Source organism: Gimesia sp. (genome assembly GCF_048262075.1).
Classification (GTDB): domain Bacteria; phylum Planctomycetota; class Planctomycetia; order Planctomycetales; family Planctomycetaceae; genus Gimesia.
In genome coordinates, this window is record NZ_JBLXFK010000001.1 from 339,888 (window position 1) to 360,134 (window position 20,247).

The 20,247-nt window shown below is 49.1% G+C and carries 16 protein-coding genes; 9 read left to right on the forward strand and 7 right to left on the reverse strand.

What is annotated here, in order from left to right:
- The first annotated feature begins 128 nt into the window (after positions 1-128).
- The 6 genes from ACN0YH_RS01195 (at position 129) to ACN0YH_RS01220 (ending at position 11,568) form a co-directional block, all read left to right on the forward strand.
- Positions 129-2,540: a PSD1 and planctomycete cytochrome C domain-containing protein gene (locus ACN0YH_RS01195; protein ID WP_417377728.1), complete on the forward strand. Its 2,412-nt coding sequence runs from the start codon at positions 129-131 to the stop codon at positions 2,538-2,540.
- Positions 2,541-2,545: 5 nt separating this feature from the next.
- Positions 2,546-3,997 (forward strand): DUF1501 domain-containing protein, encoded by a 1,452-nt coding sequence (locus ACN0YH_RS01200; RefSeq protein WP_417377729.1) that lies wholly within the window; start codon positions 2,546-2,548, stop codon positions 3,995-3,997.
- 25 nt (positions 3,998-4,022) lie between these two features.
- A complete protein-coding gene (locus ACN0YH_RS01205; protein WP_417377730.1) occupies positions 4,023-5,930 on the forward strand; it encodes an alpha/beta hydrolase family protein in 1,908 nt (635 codons plus the stop codon).
- A 33-nt stretch (positions 5,931-5,963) separates the two neighbouring features.
- Positions 5,964-7,292 carry a sulfatase-like hydrolase/transferase gene (locus tag ACN0YH_RS01210; protein ID WP_417377731.1) on the forward strand — a complete coding sequence of 443 codons (1,329 nt, stop codon included), beginning with the start codon at positions 5,964-5,966 and terminating at the stop codon, positions 7,290-7,292.
- A gap of 188 nt (positions 7,293-7,480) precedes the next feature.
- On the forward strand, positions 7,481-10,144 hold the full coding sequence (locus tag ACN0YH_RS01215) for a DUF1592 domain-containing protein (protein ID WP_417377732.1): 2,664 nt from the start codon (positions 7,481-7,483) through the stop codon (positions 10,142-10,144).
- Positions 10,141-11,568, forward strand: a complete 1,428-nt coding sequence (locus ACN0YH_RS01220) for a DUF1552 domain-containing protein (RefSeq protein ID WP_417377733.1) — start codon at positions 10,141-10,143, stop codon at positions 11,566-11,568. Before ACN0YH_RS01215 ends, ACN0YH_RS01220 begins: the two co-directional genes overlap by 4 nt.
- A gap of 21 nt (positions 11,569-11,589) precedes the next feature.
- Here ACN0YH_RS01220 and ACN0YH_RS01225 read toward each other — a convergent pair whose 3' ends face one another.
- Positions 11,590-13,026 (reverse strand): PAS domain S-box protein, encoded by a 1,437-nt coding sequence (locus tag ACN0YH_RS01225; protein WP_417377734.1) that lies wholly within the window; start codon positions 13,024-13,026, stop codon positions 11,590-11,592.
- Between the two features lie 420 nt (positions 13,027-13,446).
- Between ACN0YH_RS01225 and ACN0YH_RS01230 the strand changes: the two genes are divergently transcribed.
- On the forward strand, positions 13,447-13,827 hold the full coding sequence (locus ACN0YH_RS01230) for a BON domain-containing protein (RefSeq protein ID WP_417377735.1): 381 nt from the start codon (positions 13,447-13,449) through the stop codon (positions 13,825-13,827).
- Here the strand turns inward: ACN0YH_RS01230 and ACN0YH_RS01235 are convergent.
- The 5 genes from ACN0YH_RS01235 to ACN0YH_RS01255 all read right to left on the reverse strand — a co-directional run bounded on the left by ACN0YH_RS01235 (position 13,824) and on the right by ACN0YH_RS01255 (position 17,333).
- A complete protein-coding gene (locus ACN0YH_RS01235) occupies positions 13,824-14,219 on the reverse strand; it encodes a rhodanese-like domain-containing protein (protein WP_417377736.1) in 396 nt (131 codons plus the stop codon). The two genes, ACN0YH_RS01230 and ACN0YH_RS01235, sit on opposite strands and share 4 nt — an antisense overlap.
- A 193-nt stretch (positions 14,220-14,412) precedes the next feature.
- On the reverse strand, positions 14,413-15,078 hold the full coding sequence (locus ACN0YH_RS01240) for a response regulator transcription factor (protein ID WP_417377737.1): 666 nt from the start codon (positions 15,076-15,078) through the stop codon (positions 14,413-14,415).
- A gap of 246 nt (positions 15,079-15,324) precedes the next feature.
- Positions 15,325-15,810, reverse strand: coding sequence for a hemerythrin domain-containing protein (locus ACN0YH_RS01245; RefSeq protein ID WP_417377738.1), 486 nt, complete (start codon positions 15,808-15,810; stop codon positions 15,325-15,327).
- Positions 15,811-16,364: 554 nt separating this feature from the next.
- On the reverse strand, positions 16,365-16,895 hold the full coding sequence (locus ACN0YH_RS01250; protein WP_417377739.1) for an Hsp20/alpha crystallin family protein: 531 nt from the start codon (positions 16,893-16,895) through the stop codon (positions 16,365-16,367).
- Between the two features lie 186 nt (positions 16,896-17,081).
- Positions 17,082-17,333 (reverse strand): hypothetical protein, encoded by a 252-nt coding sequence (locus ACN0YH_RS01255; RefSeq protein ID WP_417377740.1) that lies wholly within the window; start codon positions 17,331-17,333, stop codon positions 17,082-17,084.
- Positions 17,334-17,610: 277 nt separating this feature from the next.
- On the opposite strand from ACN0YH_RS01255, the gene ACN0YH_RS01260 reads away from it, so the two are divergent.
- Positions 17,611-18,048, forward strand: a complete 438-nt coding sequence (locus ACN0YH_RS01260; RefSeq protein ID WP_417377741.1) for a CBS domain-containing protein — start codon at positions 17,611-17,613, stop codon at positions 18,046-18,048.
- Positions 18,049-18,113: 65 nt separating this feature from the next.
- On the opposite strand, the gene ACN0YH_RS01265 is transcribed toward ACN0YH_RS01260, so the two are convergent.
- Positions 18,114-18,254, reverse strand: a complete 141-nt coding sequence (locus tag ACN0YH_RS01265; RefSeq protein ID WP_417377742.1) for a hypothetical protein — start codon at positions 18,252-18,254, stop codon at positions 18,114-18,116.
- A 404-nt stretch (positions 18,255-18,658) separates the two neighbouring features.
- Between ACN0YH_RS01265 and ACN0YH_RS01270 the strand changes: the two genes are divergently transcribed.
- Positions 18,659-20,143, forward strand: a complete 1,485-nt coding sequence (locus ACN0YH_RS01270; protein ID WP_417377743.1) for a neutral/alkaline non-lysosomal ceramidase N-terminal domain-containing protein — start codon at positions 18,659-18,661, stop codon at positions 20,141-20,143.
- The last annotated feature ends 104 nt before the right edge of the window (positions 20,144-20,247 follow it).

Sequence of the window (20,247 nt, forward strand, 5' to 3'; positions counted from 1 at the left end):
TTCCGCGCGGGCTCATGAATCGGCGTTATCCATCATGAGCCGCTACGGTCATGAATCGTGATCGATACAATCACTGTATCCCAGATTGAAAGCCTGCCTGCAATATGACTGATCAGGGATATCGCATCTTGTTGACTACGATTCTGATACCCCTGCTGCTGGTATCTTCGCGCATTTCTGCTGCTGATAATAAAATTGATTTCCAGCGCGACATCGCCCCTGTTCTACAAAGCCGCTGCCTGGGTTGTCATCAGGACCGTATTCGCCAAGGTGGCCTTGCGCTACACTCCTCAATGGAACTGAAGAAAGGAGGAGAGAGCGGAGAGATCATTGATCCCGGCGATCCGGACGCCAGTTACCTCATGGATCTCATCACTCCGCACAAAGGAACTGCAGAGATGCCTCAAGAGGCGGCTCCTCTGACAGAAGATGAAGTACAGGCATTTCGACTCTGGATCAAACAGGGGGCCCACTGGCCGGAAAACGTCGTATTAGAGCCTTCCGTGTTATGGTCACTGAAAACACTAAAGCGCCCGCCGGTACCGAATATTACCCAGGCATCTCCCGGGTTCCCGATCCGTAACCCGATTGATGCCTTCGTTGCTGCCCGACATCAGTCAGCCGGTGTTCAACCCGCGCCACAGGCATCACGGCGGACACTCATTCGACGGCTCTATCTGGATCTCACCGGATTACTGCCAACTCCTGAAGAAGTTGCCGTATTTATTAATGACGAGGATCCTGCCGCCTACGAAAAGCTGGTCGACAAGCTGCTGGCTTCTCCCCATTTTGGTGAGCGCTGGGGTCGCTTCTGGCTCGACCTGGCGCGCTATGCAGACAGCGATGGTTATCTTGGTGACAGCATACGCCCGCATGCCTGGGTCTATCGCGAGTGGGTCATCCAGGCCATCAACGATGATCTGCCTTTCGACCAGTTCTCCATCGAACAACTGGCAGGGGATCTGCTGGAAAAGCCGGCGGATACCCAACTCATTGCTACCGGCTTTCATCGCAACACATTGAGCAATACGGAAGCGGGCGTTGATCTCGAATTATATCGCACGAAAGAACTCGTCGACCGCGTGAATACCACAGGCATGATCTGGCTCGGATTTACGCTGGGGTGTGCCGAATGTCACGATCACAAGCATGATCCCATTTCACAGAAAGAGTTCTACCAGTTTTATTCGTTCTTCAATAATGCCGACGATTCCAGCGTCAAAGTCAGCCGTGACTGGGATCTGGCAGAATACGAAGTGAAACAGAAACAATGGCAGCCCGCCTATAATAAAACACTGAGCGATCTGCAAAAGTTCCAGAAAGCAGATCTCACCGCGGAACAGCAAACAGAAATCACGACAGCTCTGGATAAATATAAGAAATCATCCGACCTCAAAAAGATCAGCACCTACTATCAGACAAAACAGCCAGGCTGGGATAAACTCTATTCTCAGCTGGAAAAACTTCTGAAAACCCGCCCCGCGCCGCCGTCAATCAGAGCTCCCACATTTAAAGAACGAACGAAAGACCGCCGCGACACTTTTGTGCACGTCCGGGGGATTTACAATCAGCACGGAGAGCAAGTCAAACCAGGCACACCCGCAGTCCTCCCCGAATTCAATGCAGGGACACGGTTAACAAACCGGCTGGATCTGGCACAGTGGCTGTTTCAGGAAAATAACCCGCTTACCGCCCGCGTTGCCGTCAATCGTATCTGGCAGCATCTGTTTGCCCGGGGGCTGGTCGCGACCCCCAACGACTTCGGCACTAAAGGAGAACCGCCGACACATCCGCTGCTGCTCGACTGGCTGGCGGCAGAATACAAATCACAAAACTGGAGTCGCAAAGCGATGATTCGGCTGATCGTCATGTCATCGACCTACCGCATGTCATCCGCAGCGAATGCTCGACAGGTGGCACACGATGTCAACAACCAGTTACTCTGGCGGCAGAACAGTTATCGTGTGGAAGCTGAAATTGTCCGCGATATTCATCTCACCGCCAGTGGATTGCTGGACCGCACGATTGGCAGGCGGGGAATACGTCCTCCTCTACCCGCCTTTGTCACCGATGTTGGTCGTAGTGTGAAATGGCCTGCCTCGGAAGGCAGCGAACGGTATCGCAGAGGCATGTATATCGTCTTTAAACGCACCGTCCCCTACCCGATGCTGATGACCTTTGATGCGCCAGATGCCACTGTTTCCTGCAGCCGCCGCGAACGCTCGAACACCCCTCTTCAGGCACTGACCCTGCTAAATGGTCCAATGTTTTTCGAAAGTGCCCAGGCTTTGGGAAAACTCATGTGGAAACAGTATCAGGACGACCTCCCAGCGGCGACAGAAGTGATGTTTCTTCGCTGTTTTTCCCGGTCCCCCACACCGCGCGAACAGAAATACCTCAACGCAGCGTATGCTGATTTGCTCTACCTGGCGGAAAATAATCAACAGAAAACTCAATCAGCAGAGCCTGCACAACTGACCGCCCTGATTCAACTGGCGAGGATTGTCATGAATCTGGATGAATTTATCACGCGAGACTGACCACTATGCAATTACCGCAACACAATGATCTTAACGCATTGAACCGGCGCCGCTTTTTCGCTACCGGTGCCAGCGGACTGGGTACACTCGCCCTGGCATCGCTGATGCAACAGGATGGACTGCTGGGGGCTGAACAGCAACTGGCCCATTTTGCACCCCGCGCGAAACGCTGCATCTACCTGTTCATGGAAGGCGGTCCGAGCCAGATGGATCTCTTCGATCCCAAACCACGTCTGAATGAACTCGACGGCCAGCCGATGCCCGAGTCCCTGTTGAAAGACATCAAGTTCGCCTTCATTCAGAAAGACGCCGCCCGCATCATGGGCAGTCCGCGTACATTCAAACGCTATGGTGAATGTGGGATGGAACTCTCCGATCTGCTGCCTCACCTGAGTACCTGTGTTGACGATATCGCCTTGATCCGCTCCATGCATTGTGAACAGTTCAATCATCTGCCCGGTCAACTGATGATGCTCTCCGGCTCGGATCTGCAGGGCCGCCCGACACTGGGTTCCTGGTTGAATTACGGGCTGGGAAGTGAATCTGAAAACCTCCCGGGCTACGTGGTACTGGCGACTTTGGGACGAGGCTTACCGGGAGGTGCCTCCAGTTGGTCGAGTGGATTTTTACCTTCTCAGTATGCAGGCACGCTGTTTCGCAATCAGGGCAGCCCGGTCCTTAATCTGGCGAACCCACCCGAAATTTCAGCATCAGCCCAGATGCGCAGTCTGCAGACGATTAACGAATTAAACGGCCTGCGTTACGAACAGATTGGGAACCCGGAAATCTCCAGCCGCATCAAAGCGTATGAACTTGCCTTTCGCATGCAGCAGACAGCGCCGGAACTTCTCGATCTTTCTGGCGAAACGAAAAACACGTTAGAGGAATATGGCGTCACCCGCGAAGAAGCCTCTAAAAGCAGTACCACCGGTTTCATGGGTTCGTATGCCCGCAACTGTCTGCTGGCACGACGTATGGTGGAACGGGGCGTCCGGTTTGTCTCACTGTTTCTGTCAACCTGGGATCATCACAGTTCCCTCGATAGTGGACTGGAGCGGTACACAAAGATTTCCGATCAGCCCGTTGCTGCTCTACTGAAGGACCTTAAGCAGCGCGGCCTGCTGGATGAAACACTCGTCGTCTGGGGCGGCGAATTTGGGAGAACACCGCTGGGAGAGAATCGAGTCAATTTCAAGAAAGTCACCGGCCGCGATCACCACCCTTACTCTTTCAGCATGTGGCTGGCCGGTGGTGGAATTAAGGGGGGACAGGTGATCGGCGAAACAGATGAAATCGGTTGGGGGGTTACCAAAGATCCCGTGCATGTTCACGATTTACACGCCACCATTCTCAAACTGTTCGGACTGGACCACGAAAAACTGACCTACCGCTTCCAGGGCCGCGACTTCCGCCTGACCGACGTTTCAGGAAACATTGTCGAACAGCTTCTGGCATAACGTCATACAGCAGGAATCCACCTTGATGCGAGCTTCGATCTCATTCTGTATTCTAATTATCAGCTGTGTTCTGAACGTGCAGGCTCAGTCTGAATACCGCGTCCTGCCGCGTGATTTTAACTCTGATAAAACACAACAGATGATGCGGTCTTATCTGCGTCAACAGGTCCATGCCGCCATGGATCAACGACGCAGTGAACTCGAAACCTCGCTCAAATCTGAAAAAGCAATCGCCGCCTATCAGCAAAAGCGACGCAAAGCATTACAGAATTCACTGGGAAAGCTCCCTGAACGCACGCCACTCAACCCACAAACGAGGGGAACCATATCACAACCTGGTTTCACCATCGAAAAGATTCTGTATGAAAGTCAGCCCGGCTTTCATGTGACGGCTCACGTTTATCGCCCCGAAGGAACGGGTCCATTCCCCGCCATCCTGCATCCGGTGGGCCACAGTGAAAATGGAAAAGCCTACGAATCCTATCAACGCGCCAATCGCCTGCTGGCTCAAAATGGTTTCATCGTGCTCTGCTTTGATCCCATCGGTCAGGGAGAGCGCAAACAGATCCTCGATGAAGCCGGCAGCCCTCACCACCGGGGAACTCACGAACATCAGGAACTGGGCGTTGCTCCTATCCTGCTCGGTCGTAGCCTGGGAACATACATGCTCTGGGACGGTGTCCGTGGCATCGACTATCTCTGCAGTCGCCCCGATGTGGATCGTGCGAAAATTGGCTGTACCGGTAATTCGGGGGGCGGCAATCTGACCAGTTACCTGATGACCTTTGATGATCGTATTGTCGCCGCAGCCCCCGGCTGTTTCATGACGACACATCGCTTCAAAAACGAAAGCCCTGGGCCAGGCGATGCAGAACAGAATCTGTATGGGCAAATCGGATCCGGCTTCGACCATCCCGATTACATTCTGACGCGTGCTCCCAAACCAACACTGATTCTGGCTGCCACCAAAGACTTTGTGCCTATCGACGGAACCTGGGACGCGTATCGACAAGCCAAACGTGTTTATACCCAGCTCGGTTACCCGGAACGCGTTGACCTGATCGAAGCCAATGAAAAACATGGATTCAGCCAGCGGCTGCGCGAAGGTGCTGTCCGCTTCTTTGCCCGCTGGCTGCAGGGACGGCGACTCGAAGTTTTTGAAATTGACGATTCTCCTGTACTGACAGACCAGGAACTGCAAGTCACGCCGCAGGGGCAGGTACTCAATATGAAAGACGAACGCAGCCTGTTTGACCTCTTCACCGATTACGAACAGCAGCTTGCCGCTAAACGTCCCCCTTTGACGCGCAGGCTCGTACGTCAACTCACAGGCATTCGCGTATTGAAAGATCTGCCTGAACCTAAGGTTGAACTGCTCGAAAACCAAAAAACACTGAACGCTCCCGAACGCCTTGTCCTGACCCCGGAGCCCGGTATTTCTCTACCAGCACTCTATTGGCCCGAGGGGAATAAATCGCCTATCCTCCTCGCGCCGTCAGCAGGTATGAATTCCAGTATCAAAACAGCGGAACAACTTAACTCCGAAGGGCATCCGGTACTCATTGTCGAAGTCCGTGATACCGGCGAGACTAAAACCAGAAACTGGCGTTTCCCCGGTGCAGACTACTACATCGCACATATGCTGGGACGTTGCTGGCTGGGCATGCAGGCTGAAGATTTACTGGTTTCCGCCCGCTGGCTGCAGTCACTACACAATGCGAAATCGGTGGAGCTCCAGTCGGATGGAGCACTCGGCCCCGCGGCTCTGCATGCAGCAGCCCTGGAACCAGTGTTGATCTCTCAACTGCAACTGAAATCAGAGCTCAATTCGTGGCGGGAGCTGCTGACATCACGCGATGCCTTTCATCAACTACATATCGCAGTTCAGAATGGTCTGGCATATTACGATTTACCGGACCTCAATAAACTTTAGACCGAATTAATATCAATCACAGAGGATACTCCTATGAAATTCATACAATCTGTCTGCTGGTTTTTCACCAGTATGCTGCTGCTAATGCCTGTCAGCCTGGATGCTGCCGAGACCAAACCGAACATTCTGCTGATTTTAGCAGATGATGTTGGCAGTGACGCCATCGGCTGTTACGGTGGTCGCAGCTATCCCACGCCACACATTGATGCCCTTGCTCGGGGAGGCATGAAATTCAACCATGCCTACGCCATGCCTGTCTGCCATCCAACGCGCGTCTGTCTGATGACGGGTCGCTATCCATTTCGATTCGGGAAAGCCGGTTCGAAGTGGGGAGATTTTCCCCGTGAAGCCGAAGGGATTACCATCGGCAACCGCATGCAACAGGCCGGTTATGCCACCGCAGTCGCCGGGAAGTGGCAGCTTTGCATGATGAAAGATGATAAACAGCATCCCAGCCGAGTCGGGTTTGATGAATGGTGTCTGTTCGGCTGGCACGAAGGGGGTCGCTATCATCATCCCCTGATTTATCAGAACGGTTCACTGCGGGACGATGCCTCCAGCCTGTATGGCCCTGAGGTCTATGCCGACTTCCTGATTGATTTCATGAAACGCAGCCACGAAGCTGGTAAGCCCTTCTTTGCCTATTACCCGATGGCCCTCTGCCACGATGTCACCGACGATTTAAAAGACGAACATGTCGCCTACTACAAATATGGACGCTGGATGACCTACGGCGAAATGATTGCATCGATGGATGATATGGTAGGCAAAGTCGTTGCCTCTCTGAATGAAATGGGCGTGCGTGACAATACCTTGATCATCTTTACAACCGACAATGGCACTCCTGCAGCCAGTTATCTGACCGTCAACGAGAACGGCAAAATGGTCCGTCCCAAAGTCGTTTCCGTCAGAAATGGGAACATCGTCCCCGGTGGTAAAGGAAAACTCGACGACACAGGGACCCGCGTTCCCTTAATTGCCAACTGGCCCGGTCATATTAAAGCCGGAACCCAGGTCGATGATCTGGTTGACATGAGTGATTATCTGCCCACAGTCGCCGAGATTGCAGGATTGAAAGAAGCAGATGTTCCCCGCGATGGCATCAGTTTCGCGCCCGTCCTGTTTGGAACACCCGATCAGCGTAAAACACGGGAATGGATCTATATCGAACTCCGGAATAAAAGCTGTGTCCGATCACGGGAATGGAAACTGTATCGGGATGGCCGCTTTTATAATCTGGAGCAGGATCCTGGTGAAAAGTCGCGATTAAAAACGGAACAGCTGACAGGTCAGGCAAAGGAACACCATGCCGCGTTGACAAAAGTTCTGAATGAACTGCAAGGGCCACTCCCTCAACCATAGCCGGGGTGATAACCAACCGACCGACGCTACTGGTTGCCATATTTCGTTGAGATTTCTTTAGGAATCCAATAAGGGCCTGTTATAATTTCGAGTTGTTCTTACCAGAATAATATATGTCATTTCCGATGACATGACTGCATTTCAAAGAACAATTCTGATATTGATTTATGGTCGACAGGATTCCTGGCATGAGCGTGCGCTATAGCCCCTTATTTATCGTTACACGATTTTTCGCAATTTCCTTACTGCTGACAGGTAGTTCTGAAGTCATCAGCGCGGAGACTCTTCGTGTCACCCGTGATTTACAGGTGTTCTACTCATTTGACCAGTCACAGGGAGCGTACATCAAGGATCGCTCTGGTGTCGGACAACCGCTTGATTTAAAAATAGATCATCCCGCTTCTGTCGAATGGAAATCCGATCGGTTACAGATTCTCAAACCCACAATGATTATCAGTTCCGCTCCTGCAGTGAAAATCATATCTGCGGTTCAACGTTCCCACAGTCTGAGTGTCGAAGTCTGGCTCAAACCTGTTGACCTTCTTCAAGACGGGCCTGCGCGTATCGTTTCGCTATCAAATAATTCCAACCTGCGAAATTTCACTCTCGGCCAGGATAAGCAGAAGTATGACATGCGATTGCGCAGTACTTCGACCAGCGCCAATGGCATTCCTTCCACTTCCACTACGGATAAAACGGTAAAAACCACTTTGACACATGTCGTGTTTACGCGCGATGCCTACGGTACTGCAAGTATTTATATCAATGGAAAACAAGTTCAGCAGCAGAAAGTGAAAGGCAAACTCAGTAACTGGGACAAGAACTATCGTCTGATTCTGGCGAATGAAGTCACCGGAGATCGTCCCTGGCTTGGTGAATTTCACTTACTGGCGCTGTTCAGCCGGGCGCTCACTCCCAGCGAAGTTCTACAGAATTACCAGGCTGGCCCACATCCACCCAGCAGTCCAAAACTTACGAAAGCAGAAATCATAGCCGCTGAGAATCGATGGTTGTTTGAAACACACATTGCCCCCTTATTCGCGAAACACTGTCTGGACTGCCACGACTCGGCAGCACGAAAAGGACAACTCGATTTATCACTCAAATCAGCCGTATTAAAAGGTGGAGAAAGCGGGGCAGTACTTGTTCCGGGAAATTCGGACACCAGTTTGCTCTGGAAACAGGTTCATTCCGGCGAAATGCCTCCCTCGGGAGATTCCTTGACAGGTCTGCAGAAATCATTGCTGAAACAATGGATCAACGGTGGTGCGAACTGGTCGATCGAAAAACTGGATCCTGCCCTCTATCGCCATGCGTCCCCCACCGGGAGTTACTGGCTGCAACGACTGACGGTTCCTGAATATATTGAAACCGTGCGAGCTTCGGTGAATGTCGATATTGAAAAAGAGGCCCGTGATCTACTCCCCCCTGATCTCCGAACCGATGGATTCAGCAATACCGCTTACAACCTGAATGTGGACCTCAAGCACATAGAAATCTACGCACGTCTGGCCGAGATCATCGTAGATCGCATGGACGTACTGGATTTTGCCAGCAGGTTTTCCAAAAGTCGGAAACTCTCAACTGATGAGACTATGCGAAAGTTCGTTGCCGACATGGGAAAATGGATGCTCCGCGGTCCACTGAGTGATCGGGAAATCTCAACTTACAGCGGTATTGCCACCACGGTTGCCAGTACGGGAGGTAATTACCGGGAAGCTGTCGGTCTGATAATTGAAGCCATGCTGCAATCTCCGCGTTTTATTTACCGGATCGAAAACCAGCGTGGTAATGGCGGGAACAGGCCTGTGGGAGCCTACGAACTTGCTTCACGTATGAGCTACATCATCTGGGGAGCACCACCAGATCGTGAGTTAATGCAAGCAGCTGACTCTGGTCGGTTGCAGTCCCCTGAAGTCGCTGTCAAACAGGTACAGCGCATGTTACTGGATTCCCGTGCCCGTTCCCGCTCACAACTGTTTGCATCTGAATGGTTGCACCTCGACCGTCTGAATCATCTCCGACCTGCTTCCCACAAATATCCAAAATGGGACCAGATACTCGCTTCAGACATGCATGAGGAATCGCTGGCATTCTTTCATGAGATTATCTGGGAACAAAATCGCCCGGTAGCTGATCTCTTCAATGCGCAATTCTCCTATCTCACGCCACGCCTGGCAAAGCACTATGGGATCAAACCACTAGGTCCCGGTCTGCGAAAATACGATCTTACAGCGATCCCATCCCGGGGTGGAATCCTGTCCCACGGAAGTATATTAACCATTGGTGGTGACGACGCCTCGATGGTCACCCGTGGTCTGTTTATTCTGGAAGATGTTCTACGGGGGACCATTAAATCCCCACCCGCAGGACTGGATATCACTCCCATTCCTTCCAGGCCGGGAATGTCACATCGAGGAATTGCGGAACAGCGAATTGCAAACGCGGAGTGCAGTGGATGTCATTCCCGTTTTGAACCCCTGGCTTTTGGCCTGGAGAAATTTGACGGCCTGGGTGTATTTCATGAGCGAGACCAATTCAATAACCTATTACGTGAGGACGGCGAAATCCTTTTCCCAGGCGAAGCCAAACCGGTTGCCTACGATTCCTGTGCAGCACTGATGAATCTGCTCGCAAACAGCCCGCGCGTGCAACAGACAATGACCTGGAAAATCACACAATTTTCGCTGGGGCGACCTTTAACCGCCGCCGATGCTCGAGATCTCGAGCAGATTCACAATTCTGCCAATAAAGCGGGCGGAACGTATGCAAGTCTGATCACAGCTATTATTTTGAGTGATCTGGTGCAGAAGACAAGAACAGAAAACCAACATGCGGAGAAGGGAGAATGACATTGAAGCGTCTCAATCGAAGAACACTGCTGCGAAGTATTGGGGCTGCGACGATTGGTCTTCCTCTACTCGAAGAAATGGTGGTAACACAGGCATCTGCCTCCCCTGCGGAACAGGTTCCTGTCAGGGCATTTAATGTTTTTTTCGGCCTGGGAATCCCTGCTCCATTGCAGTCAGAACGTTTTGATGGCGTTCTCGAACCGCTCAAACCCTTAAGAAAAAAACTGTTGATCATGCGAAATGTCGACCAGATTCGATGTGATGAAAAAGGGATCAACGCTCATTACGACGGTGCTTCAGGAGCTTTTACCGCGGAGCCTCCCGACGGAGAAGCCAAATCAGGTGGACCTTCGATTGATCAGGTGATTCGCAAAGCCCACTACCCAGAGGGGTTGCCATCGGGAATGGTCCCCACCCTGGTGGGGGGAACTTTTTTCCGCCGAAGTCGTGTGGGACGATATGTTCACAGCTACAATGAAGATTGCACTGTCGCCGCCACGATGCAGGAAAAACCTCGTGATCTATTCGAACGCGTATTTGGCTCAATTTCATTGTCCGAAGATGGAACCGACCTCAGAAAACGCAGGCTCAAACGCAGTGTCCTGGACTCAGTCATCGCAGACTACCGATTCTACACAGGTTCCAATTCACCCTTAGGGGCTGTATCGAAAGCGCGGGTAGCCGATCATCTCGATCGGATCCGTGAATTTGAACAGCGTGCTTATGCATTAAAAGAGAATACTCCGAACGCCCCCACATCACCGCCCCCTTCACACATTCTACATGGCGGCCAGGCTGATCCCGGTGGCATGGGAATTGATATCACTCTTGAGGAGTTGACTACTGAATGGCGTTTGATGGCTGACTTATATGCGCTGGCCATTCAACTGGACCGGGCTCGCTTCGGCGCCCTCACCTTTCTGGCAGCGGGAGAACGGATTCGTTTGTCCGGAGATTACGAATTTAATGGAAAATTACTCTGGCAGTTTGACGATGCCCGTCAACTGAAGGCTTCAGGAGACAAAGGCTGTAGCCATGAATGGTGGCACAAGTTTGATGAGAAAAACAAAAATGAAGCACTACGAGCTCATGCTCATATGAAAATGCGGGAGATTGCCTACTTCCTTAGTAAACTGGACAATGCCGAAGCTGTTGAAGCCAACGGCCAGACCATCCTGGAAAACTCTCTCATTACGATTTCTACTGAATCCGGAGATGGGCGACATAATGATGTCAAACGAGAACTTTCAGGCGTCTTCCATGCGATAACTGGTGCCAATGGACGTTTTAAAACTGGTTCCATTCTGGATGTCAAAGCCGAGGGAATGGATGTCTACAACACTATGCTTGCCGGGATGGATGTGAAAGACCGACTGGGCCCTGCGCGACGCGATGCCACTTCGATAGACGTCATTCGTCGATAACATTGGACTGGTTACTACTGATCAAGAATCTGGTTCTTCTGGCTCCATTGAAGCGATGATGTGTGCGACTGTTCCTTTTCCAACCGCGGACTCCAGACGAAATTTACCCTTTATCAGTGAAAGTCGGAATTCGATATTACTCAACCCCATCCCTCCCGTCTCAGTCAAATGCGTTTCCAGGAGCAGTGGATCAAAACCAATCCCCTGATCTGAGACAGTAATTTCTACTTCCTGATCTGAAAGGGCATGCATGCGGACCTGGGCGTGAGTCGTCTGAGAGTGTTTAACAACATTAAACAGAATCTCTCGAATACACTCATAGAGTACAATTTTAGTCAATTCTGCCTGTGGACTGACAGTGGGGTCCAGATCCAGCGTCACAGTCAGATTGTAACGTTCCAGCATATTATGCGCTAGCCATTCCAGCGCTATCGCCAGACCTTCTTCATGCAGGACCACCGGATTCAATTCTGCGGTCAGAGAACGCGTAACTTCGATACTCTGGTTCAAGAGTTCATCTGCGCGAGCCAGTGCCTGAGCTTCTGATTCAGAATGAGTTTCTTTCCTGGCAATCTCCAGGTGAATCCGAACCCCGACCAGTAACTGCTGGAGATGGTCATGCAGTATATTGGCGAGATGGCGACGCTCCTGTTGTGCTGCGACGGCAACGGCTCGTGTCAGTTCGACATGTTTTCGTTCAGCCTGCTTTCGTTCACTGATATCGGTAACAATACCGGCAAAGATTTCAAACTGAGGCAGATCAGTAACCGATAGCTCTATCGGTATCAAAGTACCATCCCGATGACAGGCTTGCAGTTCACGCCGGGCGCCGACAATATTTGAAATCCCTGTTTCCAGATAATGGGAGATAAATTGGTCGTGATGTTCCCTGATCGACTGGGGCGTGAGCAGGCTGACATTCTGCCCGGTGATTTCTCGAGCCGAATACCCGAACATTTTTTCTGCAGCGGGATTAAACGACTGAATAATTCCCTGGCGATTGATCGTAATCACCGCTTCTATCGCTGCTTCGACAATTGCATTCAACTGAGCCTGTGTTTGTCGTAACTTGCTGGAAACTTCCCGCTCTGCCCGAATTCGCTGTAGAGAATTCTTAAACAGATCATGGTCGATTGGTTTTATAAAATAATCAGCAATCTCGTTTCGGAATGCGAGAACCATTTTCTGCACTTCTGACCGGGAAGTAATAATCACTAACTCGGCATGCGTCGCCCGCTCTTGTATTTGAGAGAGTAATTCGTCTGTTTTACCATCGGGTAGCTCATGCTCAAGAATAATCAGAAAATAATCTGACCAGTTATCCCGGTTCATCAACTGCTCGATGGTTTCCGCGGTATCAACCTGAAATCCTTCACTCGACAGTATCTGCATGATCTGTAAACGCGATTCCCGATCAGGTTCGACCAGTAGTACTGAAAATCTCTGTTTGTCTGACATGTTTCTGTCTCTTAGAGCAAATACGGTGAAACTACCAGGTCAGCCACTGCAGGTTTAATCATTTGCGGAACGCTTCATTTCTGCCGGGTGCGCGAATCTTGTCTGGGGAATTCCCCTATGAAACAACCACTGGTTTTCCGATTTCAGCCATGACACGGATCTTATAAGCTACTTTTCACTGACATCAGGAGCCGAACCAACAGGACAGTTAAAGTGATTGTCGGTGTAATCTGAGTATCCCACTGTGATTTCTGGAGACATTATCGCACGTTACTTTGCTTTTCATACAGCCAAAACAGGAACTTAATGAAAAGTTGCGATAATAGGAATACTTAGGCGATCCACCAGAGACCACACCTCCCAACGATATGATAGCCTGCTTTCTTTGTCGAAATCACGATAACAAACAAGGAGACCACTGTGAAACTGCAGAACAAATCTCGAATCCAGTACAACTCCTGTCCCGATTTGCAGCTCAAATTACGGATCAGAAGGACATTGCATTCCGCAGGATATGCGTCTCTGAATGCGATCCGGATTGAAGTCCGTCGCGGAGAGGTTTATCTGGAAGGAACTGTTAAATCTTATTTTATGAAACAGATGGCTCAGGTTCGGATCCTGGAATTGAAGGAAGTCAGAATAATTCATAATTTTTTAATCGTGGAAACAGCGGGACCACAGACTGAAGTCAATTTGATCACCGATCAAGCAAAATCGGTACAACACCGCCCACAACCTGCACCGCGGACTGACAGATCTGATCGACCAGTGAATGTCGATGTTTCCTCTGAGATGATTTAAGCCCGGGGATCGTTATTAACAGAGTTGAAAGTATCTGGCTGAGCTTCAAAATCCAATATCGGCGAACCATATTCAATCGGAAGTTTTGCAGCGCGCCAATCAATTTTTCCCGGCTCATAATCGAAGACGGCCTGATACCCCAATTCCAGCAGGCACTCTGTTGCCAGTTCTGATTGAAGGCATTCAAAATCCAGGCTATAGACCACGATTGCCTGGCTGCGATCAGGAAACACGCGTAATACACGCTCATTAAAGCAGTCACCCAAGGGTAAATTGATGGCACCGGGAAGATGGTATTCCAGATAAGAAACCTCCGGTAATACTTCCAGTAGCCTGAGGTCCGGGCACGCCTTCAGAAATTCCCGTAACTCATTTCTGCTGATTGTCACCATTTGTACTATACCCTGTCAACAGCGGTCTTGCCCTTGAAGATGCTCTCTCATTTTTGACACTGAAGCGAGTGTAACAACCGGCAGTAGATGAAATCTACCGGGTAATATTCGAATGCCCCTATCGGGAATTACCCTACTGATAATATGCCGTCTCAGAGTGACAAAGCACAAAAGGTCAGGCTTGATAAAAGCTTCAGTTCTTTTCCAGAACCCATTGAATCGCATGTCGGGTCAGCGCTGTCGCATTCTCCAGATTCAATTTATGCTTGATATTTTCCCGATAAGTTTCCACAGTTTTTGAGCTTAAATTAAGCTTCTGCGCAATCGAACGTGTGGTTTCACCTTCACCAATCTGTTCAAATACTTCCAGTTCCCGGTCGGAAAGACGTTCGATCGGAGACTGGTCAGAGTAATTATCAGAGCCTATGGAGCGACAGATCATGCGTTCGGTCATCGCGGGGCTTAAAAATACTTTTCCTTTTGAAACCTGGTAGATGGCTTTGACCAACTGCTCCGGTGCCTGTTGCTTGTTGACATATCCCAGAGCACCGGCACGTAGCGAACGCTCTGCGAATAGCATTTCATCATGCATTGACACGGTCAGCATTTTGATCTGACTGAACTGGGCTTTAACATCTTTGATCAACTCCAGACCGCTGCCATCTTTCAAAGAAATATCGACAATGATCAGGTCCGGAGGATTCTCCATAATTTTTCGGATCGCATCGACCTTACTGTCTGCTTCTCCGCAGACCTCAAGATCTGCCTGATGTTCTATCAGTCGTGAATATCCTTCCCGGACAATTGGATGGTCATCGACAATCATCACCTTCATCTTCTGCTGCTTTATCTGGTTCATATACTGACTTCTAAAAGCAATTCCCGAACGGTAATATCAAGACGCGAAGCCTCTTATTCAGACTCCAGTATTCAGATACACGCGATCCAGTCGCGTCTTACGACCAGCATGAGTATAACGATAGAGTCACCGCTCAGGGAAGATCAGGATCTGCAGTTCTTCTATTAAGCGAAGCAATTGTCCCGGGTACGAAATCAGAATATTTCATTTACAGAATCAATTTCTGATACAGAGGACCATTCATCATCATTTTTGTTGAGAAGATTTCTCAAACGCTTTGCGAACTTGTTCAATTTCACGCTTCTCATTGGTTCGCAAGTCAGCCAGGAGACTCTGAAGTTCAGCAATGGCTTCATACCAGTTTTCAAACGGTGGTTCTGGCTGTTTGAGACGGCAGCTGAATTCATCAAGCCTGGTCAGGAATTTATTGTGTTGTTCCTGAAAGTCTGGCACCATGATACAGAATGCGGGCTCCTCATCCATAAGAGGTTTAAAGTACCCTTCCTGCTCTTCATCGTTGAAATGCTTGGAGAGCAGATCCCGCAATCCTTCAATCCGGGTTCCCATTTCACCATATTTTGGTAGGCCGTGTTCGTCCAGTTCGCACCACCATTGATTCAATTCCCTGATATGAGACAAAACTTGCTCATGCTCGTCAAGCAGATACTGTAAATGCGCGTCTGTACTGATATGGGATTCTTCTAAATACTGTGTTCTCTTTTGATTTTTCATAATCGTATGGCCTCTTCCTTTTCTTAAACAGGATATCTATTTTGCAGTTCAACTTTGTAGCTATCAATTTGGCACTTACCTGGTGACGGGTTCCGTATAAAGCAAAGTGCAATTGCCATTCTGTCCCTCCCATATGCGCACTCAGCACCGTAACGGCCTACAGAACAATTCCAGCTACCAGAAGAACAACAATAACTCTACCAGCACCAGCGACTTCCTGTTACGGAGTCATGTCTCAACCTTCCGCTGTTCATTTCCTGAAAAGAAATATGCGCTGCAGAAGTACTACGGTTGGTTTCTCTCAGAAGTAATTAAGTCAATAATCTCACATCAAGAGAAAGACACTTTTCAGAGATGCCATAAAGCATTTTTTCCCATAACGGCCCTGCAATGTGAGCTCATTTGTTAACTCACCATTCCTCTTTCTTAATTATTTCCCTTGGTCTTAGCAGAGAGTCACAGTCAAGATGTGTGTTAAAGACAAATCAGGTGTGCCACTAAATTCATCAAGTGACACACCTGGATTCACTACTGTGAAGTAGACTCAGGCTGGACTATTTCGCAACCGGCTTCACATTAATTTTGTGAGCTTTCATTGACTCACACTTTGGAAGTGTGATTGTCAACACGCCATTGTTACAACTCGCTTCTACCTGATTTTCTTCAACTTCACACGGCAGGGTGACTGAACGGGAAAAACTGCCTGAACGTCGTTCGATACGGTGAAACGTTTTTCCTTTTTCTTCCTGTTCTTCCTTACGCTCTCCCGTAATTCGCAGCAGATTCCCAGAAACTTCCACATCAATTTCTTCCGGCTTAATTCCGGGAACATCCATTCGGACTTCAATGTGATTATTCGTTTCTGATAAATCCAGGGATGCAGCATACCCCTGCGTCAGCCAGCCATTACCAAAATCGTCGGAAAAACGGTTGAGCAGATTGTCCATTTCATTCCGTAACGATAGAAAGGGAGCCCGCCCCATAAACGAACTTAGGTCCTGTGAAAAACGTGACAACGGCCTGGTCTGCACCTCATTTTTCCGGGATAGATTCGTTTGTTTTTCTTCAGTCATTGTTGTAGCCATTTTCAATTACTCCTTATTGATTATTTGACGGATCGTTCAGAAGACACTTCTGATTTTTCAACTGAATTAAATATGAACACCAACAGAAATACTCATCTACAAGCAGAACATCATTCTCTGATCTTAAATCGCAACTTAATATTTCTGACAGAGAAAGACCGGTTCCTACATTATCCTTTTAGACAATTAGAAACAGCCACACTGGATATGCTTCGCTAACAGTTCTTTCATCCTTGCAATATTTTCTTCTTCCTGTTTTTTGATGTCTTTCCAGAAGCGTTTCAATTCGGCATGGCCTTCCGCATTGGCAATATATTGATCACAGCGCCACAAAGCATCCAGTCTCTTACTCAACTCATGAATCATGTCGTGGTCGTGATCTGCGCACCCTTTGGTTTCTCCAATATGTTCCATTTGTTGTTCGGCTACCAATGTCATCGTTCACTCCTTTATCAAATAAAATTTGAATTAACGTCGGAACAACCGTCACGCTGGAGTAAAAATATAATTTCTCGATCAAAATATGAATCAGGGATGATTGTGAATCAGGGATAGGGATTTCCCCTATAAAAGCAGTCGGCTGATTCACCATTCCGAGAATATTTACATGAAGTCGTCGTGACTGTAAGTTAGAAAAGAGGTTGGAGAGATGTTTCAACACGCTACTCTTCAGGTATAAATTCAATTAGCATCAATCAGATTTAGGAGCTAAGTCATGACTGTAGGCCGAATTTGCTCAAAAGACGTCGATTTAATCGACGCCAATGAATCAGTACAAGTCGCCGCAGACCGCATGAACTCACGTAATGTGGGGACGCTGATTGTGATCGATGAGGAGTCGCATCCCATTGGTATGATTACTGATCGTGATCTGGCACTGCGTATCGTGGGCAAGGGGCTAGATTCAATTAAAACCCTGGTTTCTGAAGTTATGACCAGATTCCCCGAGAATGTCTGCGAAGAGACAACGATTGAAATTGCGCTTTCTAAAATGAGGTCAGGTGGATTTCGTAGACTACCCGTGGTTGATGATGAGGGAAAATTGATCGGTGTGTTGACTTTAGATGATATTCTGGAGTTGCTCAGTACCGAATTCGCAGAAATTGGCAAGCTAATCAAAAAAGAGAGCCCGGCCAATCTGGCGGAATATTAAGCAGCAAATGTTTCACCGGTTCTGGTGATACGATGAAACACTGGTCTGCTTCAGACAGGAAGCGACTATTTTTGATTTAGCGCAGTCTCCGCTGATTTGCGATGGCCTGCTGCTACGCCTGGATCTTTCAGAAAGTCACGATAGACTTTGAGCGCCTGCTCAATCTGATCTGCCTCAGTCGGCACACTCGCCTGTGCCAGCATCATTTCGTGACGCCCGAACCCTTAAGGTCTCTTATCTTAATCAGAGTCAAAACATTCATGGCGTCATCATATTTCTGCTGTCGAATTAATATTCCGACGGCTGCCTGGGAATCCCAATGAAACCAGTTGTTTTTGTTCGCTCCCCGATCCAGATCAATCATCTCCCCTTCCGAATTCACAACGATCTGATAATAACTGTGTTTCGACGATCACTCTGCCTGCCTGCCAGTACAAGCGCTAAACAGGCTTGAATCTGGCAAGCGGGCCCCTGGTTGTTTACAATAAATATCTCAGCATTTTGCCAGTAGCCATCCTTCCTGCGTTGTAACTCTGCCCTGCGACAGACTGAAACCCCGATCTTCAGAATCCCCCGTAATAGAATCCCCCGTAATAATGAAAGACACTCCATGATCAATCATTTTTCAAAACGATACTTAACCGTAGTTCTGCTTTCCCTGATCTGGTTGTCCACCGCGACGACCAGTTTCGCTGCCAATAAAAAAGCAGTTTTTAAAGCTGGTGCAGCAACCAGTAACATTACTCCCCCACTGGGACAGATGATCGTGGGAGGCTGGAAACCAATTCCGGCGACTCAAGTCCATGACGAACTTCATGCACGGAGTATCGTACTCGATGATGGCCAGATCCAGGTGGCTATCGTACTATGCGATAATGTCGGCATCCCCGAAGCCGTTTTTGATCTAGCCAAGGAACAGGCACACAAGGCAACCGGCATCCCCAAATCTCACATGCTGCTGGCGTCAACACATACGCATTCTGCGACTACCGCTCGAGGGCCTTCCAAAGTAATTCGTGAGACAGAATTCACAGAATACCAGAAGTTTCTGGCAAGTCGAATTTCTGATAGTATTCAACGAGCTCTCTTCCAGCTAGAACCGGCACGGATTGGCTGGGGCAAGGTAGATGAACCATCAGAACTTCACAATCGCCGCTGGTTTGTAAATGATTCGAGCCTCTTGACCAATCCATTTGGCGGGATCGACCGGGTTCGTATGAATCCGCCGCGGGCCCATAAAGCCTTGGACCGTCCTGCAGGTCCTACCGATCCGGAAATCAGCTTTATCTCGATTCAGAGCCTGGATCAGCGTCCCATCGCTTTACTTGCTAATTACTCACTGCATTACGTGGGGGGCGTTCGTTCTGGTGAGATTTCAGCAGACTACTTTGGTTACTTTGCCCGTCTCATTACCCAAAAACTGAATGCTGAAAATCAACACCCTCCTTTTGTCGGCATTCTTTCCAATGGAACCAGTGGCGATGTCAACAACATCAACTTCACTCAGAAGAATGGCCGCCGCTATAAACGCTATGAAAAGATGCAGGAAGTCGCTGAGAAGGTAGCCAGCCGGGTTCAGGAAGCACACCAGCAGATCAATTTTCATGACTGGGTTCCTCTTGGCGCTACCACAGCCAGCCTGCCTTTGAAACTCAGAAAACCAACTCCGGCGATGCTGGAACATTTTGCTAAAGTGACATCTGCCCTTAAAGACAAGTCAGGCACGCGACACTCACGCGAAGAAATTTATGCAGAACGAATTGCCGGCCTGAAAGGTGCTCCTGATGAAATTAAGGTCCCCCTCCAGGCCATTCGCATTGGTGATCTCGGCATTGCTGCCATTCCGTTTGAAACGTTTACAGAAACAGGTCTGGAACTGAAAGAACGCAGTCCCTTTCCAGAAACATTTACCATTGAACTGGCGAATGGCTCATTCGGATATTTGCCAACTCCCGAACAACATCGCTGGGGTGGATATGAAACCTGGCTGGGAACCAATTTTGTAGAAAAAGATGCATCCACAAAAATCGTATCCACACTGCTGGAACTGTTTCAATCGCTCAAAGACAAACAGCTGTCAACTCAATTAAAGTAATAGACTGTGTCCAGTTTTACTGTAGCGTCTCCAGGGCTGTTTGGCCCGAGTATATTAGATTGAGAGACGCTATATCTAAATGTGACGCGCTCTAGACGCCCCAT